This is a genomic window from Bradyrhizobium erythrophlei, from assembly GCF_900142985.1.
Classification (GTDB): domain Bacteria; phylum Pseudomonadota; class Alphaproteobacteria; order Rhizobiales; family Xanthobacteraceae; genus Bradyrhizobium; species Bradyrhizobium erythrophlei_B.
The window spans coordinates 640,912-655,149 of sequence record NZ_LT670849.1 but is presented as its reverse complement, the minus strand read 5'-3'; the positions used below and the strand labels follow the sequence as shown (position 1 = coordinate 655,149).

The window sequence follows — 14,238 nt, the reverse complement described above, 5'->3', positions numbered from 1 at the left end:
CGCCGCTGTCTACCCCAGTCCTCAGAAATATTTCGCTTCGCGCTTTGCTAGAAGCAGCTTTATCGAATCGTTTGTCCCGCCCGCTTCCCAAGGGGCGTTTCGCGATCGTCACGGACGTTGGCGCGGGATGCGATGGACGTGACCAATGCATGAGACGAATGCGGCGGTCGCGGACGGCGAAGTCGTGTGGTCCTGGCGTCCCGATGCTGGCGTCAAGCTCGCGAGATGATCCCGCGGGCGACGGAGACAACAAAGCCGGTCTCCGGGGAGAGCACGAAGGAAACCGTTAAAACCGTTCGCGTGCGGGAATGCCGGGTGACTCGGCGGACCTGTGGTGACTATCTCGTGTGCTTTTTTATTTGCACGCGAGGCTGCGGGCGAGCCGAACGCCCGGCATTCCCCACGCCCTTCGGGGCGGATGATTTCAACAACTCGGGCAGATCGTGCCGCGAGAATGAGAACGTGTGTCCATCCTTCGAGACGCGGCCTAACGGCCGCTCCTCAGGATGAGGTCCGAACGAAGCCAATAGTAGACCCTCATGGTGGCGCATCGCGCCGTCTCGAACCATGAGGCCGACGAGGGTCAATCAATGCCCCCCAACAATCTCCGGCACTTTGGTTGCGGGTGGCGTGTTGCGGCTGCGCTGGGTGCGCACGATGCCGTCGATGATGGTCATGCCGATGCCGGGGAGATCGCCGAGCCGGACGCTGTCGAGCAGCGTCTTGCCCGGCGAATGCTGCGCCTTGTCCATCAGCACAAAATCTGCCGAGCGGCCGAACTCGATCAGGCCGCAGTCGAGCTCCCGCATCCGCGCGGTGTTGCCCGTTGCAAGGCAGAACGCGATTTCGGCCGGAAGTTCTCCGAGCGAGGACAGCATGGAGACCATGCGCAAGATGCCGAGCGGTTGCACGCCGGAGCCGGCCGGGGCGTCGGTGCCGAGGATGACGCGATGAAGTTCGTTCATCTCGCGCGCGGTGCGCAGCGTAAACAGCGCCGAACGCTCATTGCCGTTATGCACGAGCTCAAGACCGCGCTTGCAGCCTTCGCAGATGCAGCGGATCTGGTCGTCGGGAAGCGCGGTATGACCGCCGTTGATGTGGCCGATGACGTCGGTATCGGCCTCGAGCACCACGTCCTTGTCGATCAGCCCGGAGCCCGGAATCGACGGGCCGCCGGTGTGGATCGTGCTCTGGATGCCGTATTTGCGCGCCCAGCCGACCATTTTGCGCGCGGTCGGTCCGTCCTTGACACCGCCGAGGCCGACTTCGCCGAGCAGCTTGACGCCGGCGGCGGCCAATTCCTTGAAATCGTCCTCTACCATTTCGCATTCGATGACCGGCGCACCGGCATGAACCTTCACACCGCCCGGCCGCAGCGTCCAGAACGCGCGTTGCGCAAAGATCGCCATCGCCTTCAACCCGACGACGTCACGCGGACGGCCGGGCATGTGAACCTCGCCGGCCGAAATCATGGTGGTGACGCCGCCATGCAGATAGGAATCGATCCAGTTGATCTGGTTTTGCCGTGGCGTCCAGTCGCCTGCGACGGGGTGAACGTGGCTGTCGATCAGGCCGGGGGCAACTGTCGTGCCGTGGGCATCGACGGTGGTGGTCGCGCCTTCAGTGTTGACGTCCTTGAGGCGGCCGATGCCGGTGATCTTGCCGTTCTCGGCCACGATCGTGTCGGCGTCGAGGATCGGCTTTTCCAGCGCGCCCGAGAGCAACAGGCCGATGTTGCGTATGACAAGTTTGCTCGAGCCGGTTGCCTGCGGTGCGTCATGGGCCATTTGTGTTTTCCTTTTCGTGGGATGCTACGTCGTCCGGCGCATAGCAGCTACACCAGCTTCGTTTCGGCCGTCGATCCCCTTGACTTGATATCGGAGCTGGCAAGTAATACTAGCGTGGCGGTTCAAAAGTCCGCATCGATGATGCCGCGAGTTCGTCATGCGGACTTTTGAACCAAAGCCACACTAGCCAAGAGATTATCTAGTGTCCTATCGATTCCGAAGTTCGTAAAAGAGGGGCCGCACAACGGTACGAACTTCGGAATCCGGACACTAGCCCGTCCATCGCTTAGCAAAAACAATACAAACATAGCTCCGGGAGGAGAAGACCATGGCAAACATTGGTCGGCGTGGTTTTGTGAAGGGCGCGACGCTCGGTGCGTTGGCCTTTTCGGTCGGCGGGGTCGAAATCCTGTTGACGCCGAACGAGGCGAGGGCGCGCAATGTGCCGTTCCGCCTTCTCGATGGCCATCAGGGCGAAACGCTGGAAGCCCTCGGCGAGACCCTGGTGCCGAAAGCGCGCGAGGCCGGGATCGCCCATTATATCGATCAGCAGATATCGGTGCCGCCGCAGGAATCTCTGCTTCAGGCCCGCATCTTCAACTTCCGTCCGCCATTCGCCGACTTCTATCGCAGCACGATCATCACGATCGACGACACGAGCAAGAAATCATTCGGCAAGGAATTCGCGCAGCTCGCGCCCAAGGATCAGCGCGAGTTCGTCGACCGCATGCGCCAGAACAAGATCGAGGACTGGAAGGGCCGCCCGGCGGCGCTTGCCTATGCCGTGCTGCGGGCCGACGCGGTCGATGTCGTCTACGGCACGATGGAAGGCTATGAGGCGCTCGGCATTCCCTACATGCCGCACATCGCTCCGGAAAAGAGGTGGTGAGATGACAAACGATAAAGTCGATGTCGTCATCGTCGGCGCCGGCGCGTCGGGTTCGGTTTACGCCTCCGTGCTGGCCAAGGCCGGCAAGAAGGTTGTGCTGCTGGAGGCAGGGCCGGATTGGGAGCTGTCCGATCTCATCAGCTCGGAAATCTGGGGCCGCCGCATCAAGCCGGCCGGGCCGCCGATCCTGCTCGACGGCAAAAATCCGATGGGTTACGTCGCACAGGCCGGCTGGGGCTCGGGCGGCGCCACGCTGCATTATTTTGCGAATTTTCCGCGGCTGCTGCCGACTGATTTCCGGATGAAGAGCGAGCACGGCCGCGGGCACGACTGGCCGATCGCTTACGAAGATGTCGCGCCGTTTTGGGATAAGGTGGCGCGCGAGATCGGCATGTCCGGCGACGCCAAGGCCGAAGAGCGCTGGCGGCCGGCGGGCGAGGCCTATCCGATGCCGCCGATGAAAACCTTCCGCAACGGCGATATCTGGACGAAGCCGCTGGAGGCTGCCGGCATTCCGATGGTGCCGGCGCCGGTCGGCATGAATTCGGTGGAATTCAAGGGGCGTCCAGCCTGTCTCTATGACGGCTGGTGCCATGTCGGCTGTCCGATCGGGGCGTTGGCCAATCCGCAGGTGACGTATCTGGGCGATGCCCGCAAGGCGGGCGCGGAACTGCGCGCGTTTTCGACGGTGACGCGGGTGTTGACCAACGAGGCCGGCACGCGGGTGACCGGCGTCGAATATTACGATTATCAGCATCAAAAGCAGGTGCAGGAAGCGAGCGTGGTCATTCTCGCCTCCTGGTCGGCGCAAAATCCGCGTCTGCTGCTGAATTCGGCGACCGGCAGGCATCCGAAAGGTCTGTCCAACGCCTCGGGGCTGGTCGGCCACTTCATGATGTCGCACACCGTGGCGTCGACCTGGGCGCTGTTCGACGAGGACGTGCAGAACCACATGGGCACGATCGCCGTGCAGTACATGTCCTATCAGCACTATCCGAAGACCAGCCAGAAAGATGCGTTCGGAAGCACGTTCTGGACCGCCGGCTTTGCGTTGAAGACGACGGACCTCGCCAACTCGCGCTCCGACCTCTTCGGTATCGAGCTCGACGACTACATGAAGCGCGCGGCGCGCAACCTCACCGGCATCAAGGCGTTCGGCGAGGAGTTGCCGGCGATGGAAAATCGCGTCGAACTCGTCGGCGACAAGGACGAGTTCGGCATGCCCTTGGGCAAGTTGACGCACACGTTCCAGCCGGATGCGGTGGCGTTGTGGAATGCCAACCTCGACGACGGCGTGAAGGTGGCGAAGGCGGCGGGTGCCAAGGAGGCGTGGCCGGCGCGCGGGGCAATCCCGACCAGCCATCTGCTCGGCGGCACCATCATGGGTGCGGATGCGTCCAACTCGGTCGTCAACAGCTACGGTCAGAGTCACGAGATTCCGAACCTCTGGATCGCGGGGCCGGGTATCTTCCCGACCGAAGGGGCGTCGAACCCGACCTTTACGATCTTCGCGCTTTCGCAGCGCGGCGCCGAGCGCATGACCTCGCAATGGGGGACGCTGACGAACTAGCCGTTCGCTTCCCGAGCGAATGTGAAGGCGGTGCGACAATGATCGGCGTCATGCTGACGCGGTAAACTCCGCGTGAGAGGCGTTTGAAGCTCGTCGTTGCGTGAACCATCTCCCTCTATGGGCCGATGTCACAAAAGCATCGGCTAAACGGGGGAATAACGCTGCTCTTTCGCGAGTCAGATCAAGGCCGGTGTCTGCCGGCCTTGCGTGAGCACGGCAGCGTATTAGCGAAGCGAATGATGAAAGAGACGCAAAAGGCGCCAGACCGGATCGATCAGGAAATCCTTGCCAATGATGCGCTGGAGCGTGCGCGTCGGCTGCCGCCTGGTCCCGAGCGCAACGAGGCGCTCAAGCTTGCGAGCCTTTTACGATGTTCTGCCGACTCGCGCGGGCCGGTATTTGCCAAGCGAGGCCGGCCGCGGAAGTGAGTTCGATGCGCGTTCGCTTGTGTGTCGTTCCTTCAGCACCCGCGACAAACGCCTTTGATCAGGCGATCGACTTTCATTTTTTCTTCCATCATGGCCTGGTCAATTGGAGACGTCTTCGATGAGGTCACGTCGGTGGCCTGCGGTTGGCGGTGGCCGACCGGCGCCGACCACGGGAGGGTGGCAGTTTCGCATCCAGGCGGAAGCGCGTCGGCGGTCGGCGCCGGGGGCGCAGTCCCGCCATGTGCGTCAATCGACAATTGGCACTCTTGCCGATCAGGGACAGTTGCCTGTGCGGATGCTGGAACCGCGAGCATCAGTGACAGAACAGCGGCCATTCCAGGAAGCGTAAGTCTGATCATCGGTCGTCTCCGGCATTGCGCTCATCACGAGCGTTTCCGGTAGAACAGACCCGCGCTTGAGTTGTGTTATTCCTTTGCCAGCCGTGGCTCACGAATTGTCGATCTCGCGTGAGAACCGTTTCGTGCTCTCACGTGAGCGTGCGTTGTGGAATAAAGAGCGAAGCAAGATGGTCGGCGAGGGTGGATTGCAACTACACCACTGTCGGCTTTTTCCAGCCGCCGAACGTCTGCTCCAGGTGACGAGCCATTGCGAGCGCGACGTCCTCCCGCCACGGTCTCGCGGCGACCTGGACGTTGAGCGGAAGCCCCTCCGGCGAGGTGCCGACCCGCACGGTGGCGCTGGGCCATCCCGTCAGGTTGTACATCTGGGTATAGCCGAAGCCGCGGCGGTTCTGTTCCTCGAAGCTTGTCCCGTGCAGCACGGCCGGATACGGCGCCACCGGCGAAAGAATAGCATCGTAGTTTTCGATGAATCGCAGCATCGAATTACGAAACGCATCCCAGCGCACGAAGGCGGCGAGTGCCTCGGTGGTGGTGGCAAAGGCAGGCGCGACGGAATTGGCGAGTGCCTGTTCGAATAGCGGCGAAATCGGATCGCTGCCGATACTCTTGAGGAAGGCGCGCGTGCCGGCGCCGCCATCGCCGCGGCTCATGTCGTGGTAGACGGTCGCTGCTTTCGCCGCATCCGGCGGGAGGTTCTCCTCGACCTTGACGCCGGCATCCGTAAACGCCTTGGCGCAGTCGCGGACCGCTGCGGCAATCTCCCTGGTTGGCGATGCGGCGCCGTCGTCGTCGAAGTAAGCCAGTTTCAATCCGCCGAGCGTGACAGCTTTCGGATCGAGCAGGGGCATTCCGACGATCGAGTGATCGCGGAAGTCGGGTCCGGCGATGATCGGCAGCGCAAGCGCGAGGTCATCGACCTTGCGCGCGATCAGGCTGACATGAAACACGGCGTTTCGCGCGCCCATCGGCATCGGAAATTGCCCGGTGCGTGGCACGCGGCCCGAGGTCGGCTTGATCGCGGCGAGCCCGCAGAAATGCGCGGGGATGCGAATACTGCCGCCGGCATCGGTGCCAAGCCCGAGCGGCGAGCCGCAGGCCGCGATGATCGCGGATTCACCGCCGCTGGAGCCGCCGGGCGTGCGCGCGAAATCGTAGGGGTTGTTGGTGCGGCCATAGACGAGATTGTCGGTCTCGATCGCACCCGCAAGTTCCGGCACATTGGTCTTGCCCAGGATGACGGCGCCGGCCGCGCGCAGCCGCGCCACGGCCGTGGCGTCCGCCTTCGGCACGTAGTTGGCGCGACCTTTGGTGCCGCCGGTGCAGATCACGCCTGATGTCTCCAGCGTATCCTTGATCGTCACCGGTACGCCATGCAGCGGCCCTTTGATGTCGCCGCGCGCCAGCGCCGCGTCGGCCTCGTCGGCTTCCTTTCGCGCCGTCTCGGCGGTCAACTGCACGATGGCGTTGAGCTTGGGGTTGACCCTGGCGATCTGATCCAGATGCGCTTCGACGATCGACTTCGAACTCAGTTGTTTGGCGCGAATGGCATTGGCGAGTTCGCTTGCCGATTTCGTCGTGATTTCGTCATTCATGGTTGCGGCCTCCGCCCGGTCGATCAGCGATGTGCGTCCTGCGGCGGCCATAACGCCGGCGGCCGCCGCCGTGCCGATAAATTCCCGCCGTCCCCATTTGTTGCTCATGTCGGCCTGCCTTTTGCGCGTCGTTGCGAAAGGCGAAAACTAATTCTGTTTCGTTGCCGCATGCAAGTTCTCGGCCAGCATGACTGCCTTTCCGAGGGCCGCGGCCGTGCAGGGGAGATGATTGAACGCGGACGCGGAAGGCCTAAACTGCTGGCCGATTTCGGACGCCAAGAAGCCGTGACAGGGAAGGAAGCGCGATCATGATGAACCGACGCCAGTTTGTGGGCGCGAGTGCGGCCACGTTTTTTGCGAGCATTCCCAGAGCATTCGCCGCGACTTATGATCTCATCATAAAGGGTGGTCGCGTGATCGATCCGTCGATGGGACTGGACGCCGTGCGCGATGTCGCCATCGTCGGCGGCAGGATCGCGGCGATCGACGCCACGATTGCAGGCGAGGCGACTGAGACAATCGATGCCCGCGGCAAGCTCGTGACCGCGGGCCTGATCGACATCCACACCCATGCTGGCCGCAGCAAGGAAGGCCCGCCGATGTGCCTTCAGGACGGTGTGACCGGCTGGGTCGACGCCGGCACGGGCGGCGCCGACAATATCGATGCGGTCGCTGCGATCGCGCGGGGCGCACCGCAGATCGGCCGCTGCCTCGTCAATATCGCGCGCACCGGCGTGATCGCGCCCGGCGGTGAACTGCATGACATCAACGCGGCGAACGTCTCGATGGCGAAGGCTGCGATTGCGCGCAATCGCGACGTCGTTGTCGGCGTCAAAGCGCGTCTGTCGGAGAATGTGACCGACGCCAACGATCTCGAAGCGTTGCGCCGTGCCCAGGAGGTCGCGACCTCGTTTGGCCTGCCGGTCATGATTCATGTCGGGCAGAACTATTCGCCGTTGCGCTCGATCGTGGCACTACTCAAGCGCGGCGACATCATTACCCATGTCTATGCGCCGGGAAAGAACGGCATCCTCGACGACAAGGGCATCCTGCAGCCGGAAGTGATGGCCGCGCATCGCCGCGGCATCATTTTCGATTTTGGCAACGGCGTCTCCGATCACTTTGATTGGGACACGGTCGAAAAAGCCACGAAGCAGGGCCTGTGGCCCGACACATTCTCGACCGACTGGAATACGGCGTCGAAAACCAGCGGCGTCGCCGATCTGCCGAACGTGATGTCGAAGCTTTTCATGTACGGCATGCCGTTGAAGGAGGTCATCGCGGCTGCGACCGTCAATGCCGCGCGTTGTTTTCCGGCGTTCGACGATCGCGGCACGCTCAATATCGGCGCGCCGGCGGATGTGGCCATCATGGAGTTGCGGGAGGGCAATTTCGAATTCCTCGACAACTACAAGGGTACGCGAACCGGCCGCCAGCGGCTGTTCCCGTCCCAGGTCGTGCTGAACGGCAAGCGCGTTCAGCCGGCTTAAGTCAGCCGCCGAGATAGGCTTCGCGAATGCGCGGGTCGTTGGCCAGTTCCGCCGACGGTCCGGACAGCGTGATGGCGCCGGTTTCGAGTACGAACGCGCGGCTCGCGATCTCGAGCGCCATCGCCGAGTTCTGCTCGACCAGCAGCACACCGAGTTTGGTGCGCTTGTTGAGTTCGAGGATCTTGTCGAACACCTGCTCGATCACGATGGGCGCCAATCCCAGCGAGGGCTCGTCGAGCATCAGAAGACTGGGGCGGCCCATCAGGGCGCGGCCGATCGCGAGCATCTGCTGCTCGCCGCCGGACAGCGACCAGCCGCCTTGCTTGAGCCGCTCCTTCAGGCGCGGAAACAGATCGAAGACCAGCGTCAGGTCTTCCTCCACCTCGGCCTTGTTTCGGGCGCGCGAAGCCGTGCCGGTGATCAGGTTTTCCAGCACGGTGAGCCCCGGAAAAATCCGCCGTCCCTCCGGGCAATGGGCGAGGCCCGAACCGACGATATGCTCGACGGCGGCGTTTTGGATCTGCTCGCCTTTCCAGGAAATCGTGCCGGCCGTCGGCCGAACCAGCCCGGAAATGGTGCTGAGCGTCGTGGTTTTGCCGGCGCCGTTGCCGCCGATCAAAGCGACGATTTCGCCCATCTCGACGCTGAACGAGATGCCCTTGAGCACCTCGATATGGCCGTATGACACATGGAGATCATCGACCTTAAGCATGACGGTGCCGCCTGCCGAGATAGGCTTCGATGACTTGCGGATTGCGCTGAATGTCCGCGGGCGCGCCTTCGGCGATCTTTTTGCCGAAATCGAGGACTGTGACGCGATCACTGATCCCCATCACCAGCCGCACATTGTGCTCGACTAGCAATACCGTGATGCCGCGGCTCTTGAGCCTGGCGATGGTATCGAGCAGCGTCATGCTCTCGGTCATGTTCATGCCGGCGGCCGGTTCGTCGAGCAGAAGAACATTCGGGCTAGATGCCAGCGCCCGCGCGATCTCCAGCAGACGCCGCTGCGCGTAAGGCAATTGCGTGGCGCGATCGTCGGCGCGATGGGTGAGGCCAACGGTTTCAAGCGCCTCTCGCGCCGCCGTGTCGATATCCGCTTCGCTCTTCCGGTGTCGCGTATTCGAGATCAGCATATCGGCAAAGGAGGTGCGCCTGTTGCCGGCGGCTGCGACCTTGACGTTTTCGATCACGCTGAGATTTTCGAAGATCCGGATGTTCTGAAACGTCCGCGCCAAGCCCAGCCGCGCGATGCGATGCGGCTTGAGCCGGAAGATTTCGCGTCCCCCGACGCGAATGGAGCCAGCATCCGCGTGCGATGCGCCGCTCAGCGCATTGAGCAGCGTCGTCTTGCCCGAACCGTTCGGACCGATGATCGCCTGCACGATGCCTGCGGGGACATCGAGGTCGATATTGTCGAGCGCGACGAGGCCACCGAAGCGGCGCGTCACCCCGCGGGCGGCGATGATCGGGGCGGCCGTCAACGTGCACCCGCCCGGCGGAATTGAAACTGTGACGCAAGCGATGCCAGCCCTCCCGGCGCCAGGACGATCACGGCGATGACGCCAAGACCATAGAGCACGAGATACCACTGGCCGAGGAACCGCAGCGCCTCCGGCAAGATCGTCAGTGCGACCGCGCCAAAGACACAGCCGACGATCGAACCCATGCCCCCGACAATGAGCATGGTCATCAGCAGGATCGCTTGCGTGCCAGAGAAGCTGTCAGGGCTGATGAAGCGGATCGACGATGCATAGAGACAACCGGCAAGTCCGGCATAGACGGCACCCAGCATGAATGCGACCAGTTTGGTGCGCGTGGTGTCGACGCCGCTTTGCTCGGCGGCGATTTCGCTGTCTCTCGTCGCGATCATCGCCCGGCCCAGCGCCGAATGACGAACGCGCGTAGCAACCAACATGGCCAACGCCAGCGCGGCTGCGAGAATGTAGTATTGCTGCGCCTGTCCCTCCGGACCGATACCAAAAATGCTGATGCCGGGGATCGCCCGCAAGCCGGACGTGCCGCCGGTGACCGGCTCCCAGTGCACGATCATCAGCCGGATAATTTCGCCAAAGCCGATCGTCGTCATCGCAAGGTAATAGGTACGCAACCGCATCGTCGGCAGCCCGAGCGCCAAGCTCGCGACGATCACAACGATTGCCGACAGAAACGGCGTCGTGATCCAGGGCAGGCCCGACTTGGTCGCAATCGCGGTGGTGTAGGCGCCCAGCCCGTAAAAGGCAGCCTGTCCGAAGTTGATCTGACCGGCCCAGCCGGTCACGAAATTCAGGCCCAACACGACGATCGTGTTGAGAATGGCGATATTGAGAAGCTGGATGATGTAGCCGTCCTTCGTGACGAGAGGCACAGCCAAGGCGCCTGCGACGGCGGCCGCAACAAGCCAGTGTTTGCGCTGAAGGCTCGTCATCAGACCTTCTCGCTGCTCTTCTCGCCGAACAGGCCGCGCGGCCAGGCGATGAGAACGGTAATCATCACGATGAAGGCATAGGCGTCACGGAAATTGGACGAGATATAGCGCGCGCCGAAGGTCTCAATGAGCCCGAGAAACAACCCGCCGATCACCGCGCCGGGCAGATTGCCGAAGCCGCCGATGACGCTGACGACGAAGCCTTTGAGGCCAAGGCTTCCGCCCATGGTCGGTTCGGCGAGAAAAATCGGGGCAACCAAGAGCCCGGCAATGCCGGAGAGCACGGTGCCGAGCGCGAAAGCCACCGCAATGGTCCGGTTCACGGGGATGCCGACCAGCCTTGCGGTGTGCAGGTCCTGCGCGGTTGCCTGCATCAGGATTCCGAACCGCGTTCTGGTGAGAAAGAGAAATTGCAGGAGCAGGATCACCGCAAGCGTTGCAAAGATGAAAAGCTGGTGCATGGAGACCACGATGCCGGCAAAGCGTAGAGGCGGTCCGCTGACCGGGGAGGGCAATGAGACCGGCAGCGGCCCCCAGATGATCAGCGCCAGATTTTCCAGAACGATGCCCATCGCGATCGTTGTCAGGATGACGAGGAAAGCCGGACGGCCGCGCAGCGGGAAATACACCAGCGTCATGAAGACGACGCCGACCAGGGCCATCGCCGCCATGGTGATGGCCCATGAAGCCGCCATCGGCAGTTCGTGCGTGACCGCGCAGCTGATGCCGATGAACGCACCGAGCATCAGAAGCTGGCCTTGCGCGAAGTTGACGATCTGGACGGTGTTGAAGATCAGAAGCAGGCCAAGCGCGACGAGAGCATAGATGCTGCCGAGCGCGAGGCCGTTGACGACGAGCTGGCCCATGAGGAAATTAGAATCCGCTTTCCTTGATCGGGCCGGCCAGCTCCGGCGTTTTTCCCTTGTTGCGATAGACGCCAAGCGTGTGCGCGAGATCGCCCAAGGCATCAGCCTGATAGGAAATCAGCATGCCTTTCCAGTCCTTGGTGGCGGCGAAGGAGTCGCGGATTGCCGCCTTGTCGCAACCAACTTTTTCAATGATCGATTTCAGGAGGTAGACGGTATCGTAATAGGAGACGGTGAAATTGTCGGCCGGCACCTTGTATTTGTCCTGCACGCGTTTGGCCCAATCCAGAATCTTGGGATCGGCTGATGTCTGCGGGATCATGCCGCCGATCGCATAGGCGCCATCGGCTTCCGCTGCGGTGAGGTTGTTGAGCGCCGTCTGCGCCACGAGGCTCGAGTTGCCGATGGTGGTGAGCTTGATACCGAGATCGTTCATTTGCTTGACGACGAGGGTCACGTCGGCAGGGCGGCCGAACACGATGACGCTGTCGGCGCCCTTGTCCCTGATCTCGAGCAACTGTGCGCTCATGTCCTTGTCGGACGGGGCATAGGACGTCACGGCGACCGGAGTTGCGTTCAGTTTGGCGAGCGAGGCCTGAATGCCGCGCGACGCACCAAGGCCGTAGTCGTCGGCAACGGCAATGACGCCCGGCTTGGTCTTGTTAAGCGTCTTGACCAGATATTCCGGGATGAGGTCGGCAAGCTGGCCGTCATGGACGTGGGTCCGGAACAGCCACTTGCTGCCCTGTGACGTCACCTTCGCATTGGTCGCGCCGACCAGAAATGGCGTCTCCGATTTGTTGACGACTTCCGTCTGGGCGAACACATGCGGGCTGATCATCGAGCCGAAAATCACGAGCGGCTTGCCTTCGAGGATGCGGTTCATCGCGTTCAACGCATCGGTGCTCGACGCCCCCGTATCTTCCGTGGCGAGCGCCAGCTTCTTGCCATTGATGCCGCCGGCGGCGTTGATCTCGTCGACGGCGAATTCGACGCCGCTGCGCGCCTGGGTGCCGAGCAAGGCCGTATTGCCGGTCAGGGCCGTGGTCAGGCCGAGCGGGATCGGCGAGGGGCAGCTGGCAGGCTCAGCCTTCGATGGGCTGGCCAAGGTCATGGCCAGACAGATCGCAGCAGCACCGGCGACAGAGTTCTTCATCAATATCGACGTCATTATCTTTCCCGTTGAATGGCCTTTTGCGCCACCGCTACACTAGCACGACGACGACAGGCCTGCCGCTGTCCGGCAGGCCTGTCTGGTTATAGAACCCCTGTGTAGACCGGAAAATTCCCGCAAGCTGTGAGGCTTGCGGGCAATCTCCAGCCGTTTACTTTGTAGCCGCCCCTGTTGGCGCCAGCGCAGCCGCCGTGGCGGTCTTGCCTCCGATGGCGAGATACAGCGCGCCGGCGATCACGATTCCGGCGAGCCAGCTGAGGTCCGCGCCACCCAGAAGACCGGAGAGTGGGCCTTGCAAGGCGGGTACGAGCCCGTCCTCCAGCGCCCAGCCGGCGGCAAGGCCCACCAGAAACGCGATGATGGCGCCCCAGTTGATGTCGCCATAGGCGCTCGTTTCCGGCGCGGCATAGAGTTCGGCCACGTCGATCTTGCTTTTCCGCTTGATGAAGAAGTCGGCCAGGATGATGCCGGCCCACGGGCTCATCCAGAGCAGCAAGCTGATCATCCAGTTGTCGAAGGCCTTCGCGAAAGAGGGCGCAAAGACGAAATAGATTGTCACGAGATAGCCGATGATACCGACGACCAGCGCGAGCGATGTGCGTGAGAGGCGGACTCCCATGCTAAGCGCGGCCAGAGCCGCCGAATAGACATTGAGGATGTTGGTCGCGATCGGTCCGTGCAAAACCATCAACAGCACGAGCAGGCTCGCGACGCCTCCGAACACGGCGCTGACCATCTTGGCCGGATCGGTATCGGTGGTGACGCTGGCGATGGTTGCGCCGAGAACGGCGAGCCAGATCGACGGCACCAGCATTCCGACATAGCTGTACCAGAACACGGAGGACGAAGACACGCTGCGCGGCACGAAGCGCGAATAGTCCGACGCCCACGTCACCCAGGAAATGCCCCAGCCAACGCCGATCGCGGTCATCAGCAGCGAGAGCATCGCAAGATGCGCTCCCGGCGGCAGCGAGCTGGTCAAATTCCAGTTGACGACGCCGGGCTGGCTCCAGGCCAGCACGCTCATCAGCACCATGATGGCGACGGTGACAGGCACCGTGTACTTCTCGAAGGTGCGAATGGCGTAGAAGCCGTAGATGCCGATGACGACCTGGACCACCATGACGAGGGTCATGATGATGAAGGTGGTCAGGATCGATTCCGGGATTCCGAACTGGCCGAGGATCGCCATCGAGATCTTGACCGGGAAGTAGGTGTTCACGCCGATCCAGCCGAGCGTCATCAGGAACATCAGGAGGCTCGGCAGATAGGCGCCGCGGCGGCCGAAGGCGGAGCGGCTGAGCACCATCTGGTTGACGCCGGTCTTGTGGCCCATCACCGTGAAGGCAGCGAAGATGGCGCAGCCGATGATGTTGCCGAACACGATGACGGCAATCGTCTCCCACAGACCAAGCTTGAGAATGATGCCGAGCGCGCCCAGCGCCCAGTTGACCGGGGCGATGTTGGCGCCCGCCCAGATCCACATCTGCTGCAGTCCGGTTGAATCGCGATCGGAGTCTGGAATTGGTTCGATGCTGTGAATGTCGGAACGTAGTTCAGAAGTAGTCATGACGCCCTCCCTGATGAACCACCCCAATTCGAGCAAGAATCGTACCAGAGGGGCGGTCGACTGTCTCGGTGCCATCGAGAAA

12 protein-coding genes are annotated in these 14,238 nt (G+C 62.4%); 4 read left to right on the top strand and 8 right to left on the bottom strand.

All coding sequences use genetic code 11. The features are described 5' to 3' along the window. Window positions 1-587: 587 nt before the first annotated feature. The gene (locus tag BUA38_RS02880) at window positions 588-1,787 is read right to left on the bottom strand and encodes an Enamidase (RefSeq protein WP_072816622.1); all 1,200 of its coding nucleotides are present in this window, start codon (window positions 1,785-1,787) and stop codon (window positions 588-590) included. Window positions 1,788-2,115: 328 nt separating this feature from the next. On the opposite strand from BUA38_RS02880, the gene BUA38_RS02875 reads away from it, so the two are divergent. From BUA38_RS02875 to BUA38_RS02865, 3 genes are all read left to right on the top strand, one after another. Next, window positions 2,116-2,676: a gluconate 2-dehydrogenase subunit 3 family protein gene (locus tag BUA38_RS02875; RefSeq protein ID WP_083587415.1), complete on the top strand. Its 561-nt coding sequence runs from the start codon at window positions 2,116-2,118 to the stop codon at window positions 2,674-2,676. 1 nt (window position 2,677) lies between these two features. Beyond that, on the top strand, window positions 2,678-4,246 hold the full coding sequence (locus tag BUA38_RS02870; protein ID WP_072816620.1) for a GMC family oxidoreductase: 1,569 nt from the start codon (window positions 2,678-2,680) through the stop codon (window positions 4,244-4,246). 239 nt (window positions 4,247-4,485) lie between these two features. Beyond that, window positions 4,486-4,674: a hypothetical protein gene (locus BUA38_RS02865; protein ID WP_156898362.1), complete on the top strand. Its 189-nt coding sequence runs from the start codon at window positions 4,486-4,488 to the stop codon at window positions 4,672-4,674. Window positions 4,675-5,224: 550 nt separating this feature from the next. Here the strand turns inward: BUA38_RS02865 and BUA38_RS02855 are convergent. Next, window positions 5,225-6,736, bottom strand: coding sequence for an amidase (locus BUA38_RS02855; RefSeq protein WP_083587412.1), 1,512 nt, complete (start codon window positions 6,734-6,736; stop codon window positions 5,225-5,227). Window positions 6,737-6,936: 200 nt separating this feature from the next. On the opposite strand from BUA38_RS02855, the gene BUA38_RS02850 reads away from it, so the two are divergent. Then, window positions 6,937-8,118 carry an amidohydrolase/deacetylase family metallohydrolase gene (locus BUA38_RS02850; protein WP_072816618.1) on the top strand — a complete coding sequence of 394 codons (1,182 nt, stop codon included), beginning with the start codon at window positions 6,937-6,939 and terminating at the stop codon, window positions 8,116-8,118. Window position 8,119: 1 nt separating this feature from the next. Here BUA38_RS02850 and BUA38_RS02845 read toward each other — a convergent pair whose 3' ends face one another. From BUA38_RS02845 to BUA38_RS02820, 6 genes are all read right to left on the bottom strand, one after another. Next, window positions 8,120-8,830, bottom strand: a complete 711-nt coding sequence (locus BUA38_RS02845; protein WP_072816617.1) for an ABC transporter ATP-binding protein — start codon at window positions 8,828-8,830, stop codon at window positions 8,120-8,122. Next, on the bottom strand, window positions 8,823-9,602 hold the full coding sequence (locus tag BUA38_RS02840; RefSeq protein WP_197685903.1) for an ABC transporter ATP-binding protein: 780 nt from the start codon (window positions 9,600-9,602) through the stop codon (window positions 8,823-8,825). Before BUA38_RS02840 ends, BUA38_RS02845 begins: the two co-directional genes overlap by 8 nt. Further along, on the bottom strand, window positions 9,599-10,546 hold the full coding sequence (locus BUA38_RS37790; protein ID WP_072816616.1) for a branched-chain amino acid ABC transporter permease: 948 nt from the start codon (window positions 10,544-10,546) through the stop codon (window positions 9,599-9,601). The genes BUA38_RS02840 and BUA38_RS37790 overlap by 4 nt, the downstream gene beginning before the upstream one ends. Next, on the bottom strand, window positions 10,546-11,412 hold the full coding sequence (locus BUA38_RS02830; RefSeq protein WP_072816615.1) for a branched-chain amino acid ABC transporter permease: 867 nt from the start codon (window positions 11,410-11,412) through the stop codon (window positions 10,546-10,548). Before BUA38_RS02830 ends, BUA38_RS37790 begins: the two co-directional genes overlap by 1 nt. A 7-nt stretch (window positions 11,413-11,419) precedes the next feature. After that, window positions 11,420-12,583, bottom strand: coding sequence for an ABC transporter substrate-binding protein (locus tag BUA38_RS02825; protein WP_072816614.1), 1,164 nt, complete (start codon window positions 12,581-12,583; stop codon window positions 11,420-11,422). A gap of 154 nt (window positions 12,584-12,737) precedes the next feature. After that, complete coding sequence (locus tag BUA38_RS02820; protein WP_072816613.1) at window positions 12,738-14,156, bottom strand: purine-cytosine permease family protein; 1,419 nt, start codon at window positions 14,154-14,156, stop codon at window positions 12,738-12,740. Window positions 14,157-14,238: the final 82 nt, after the last annotated feature.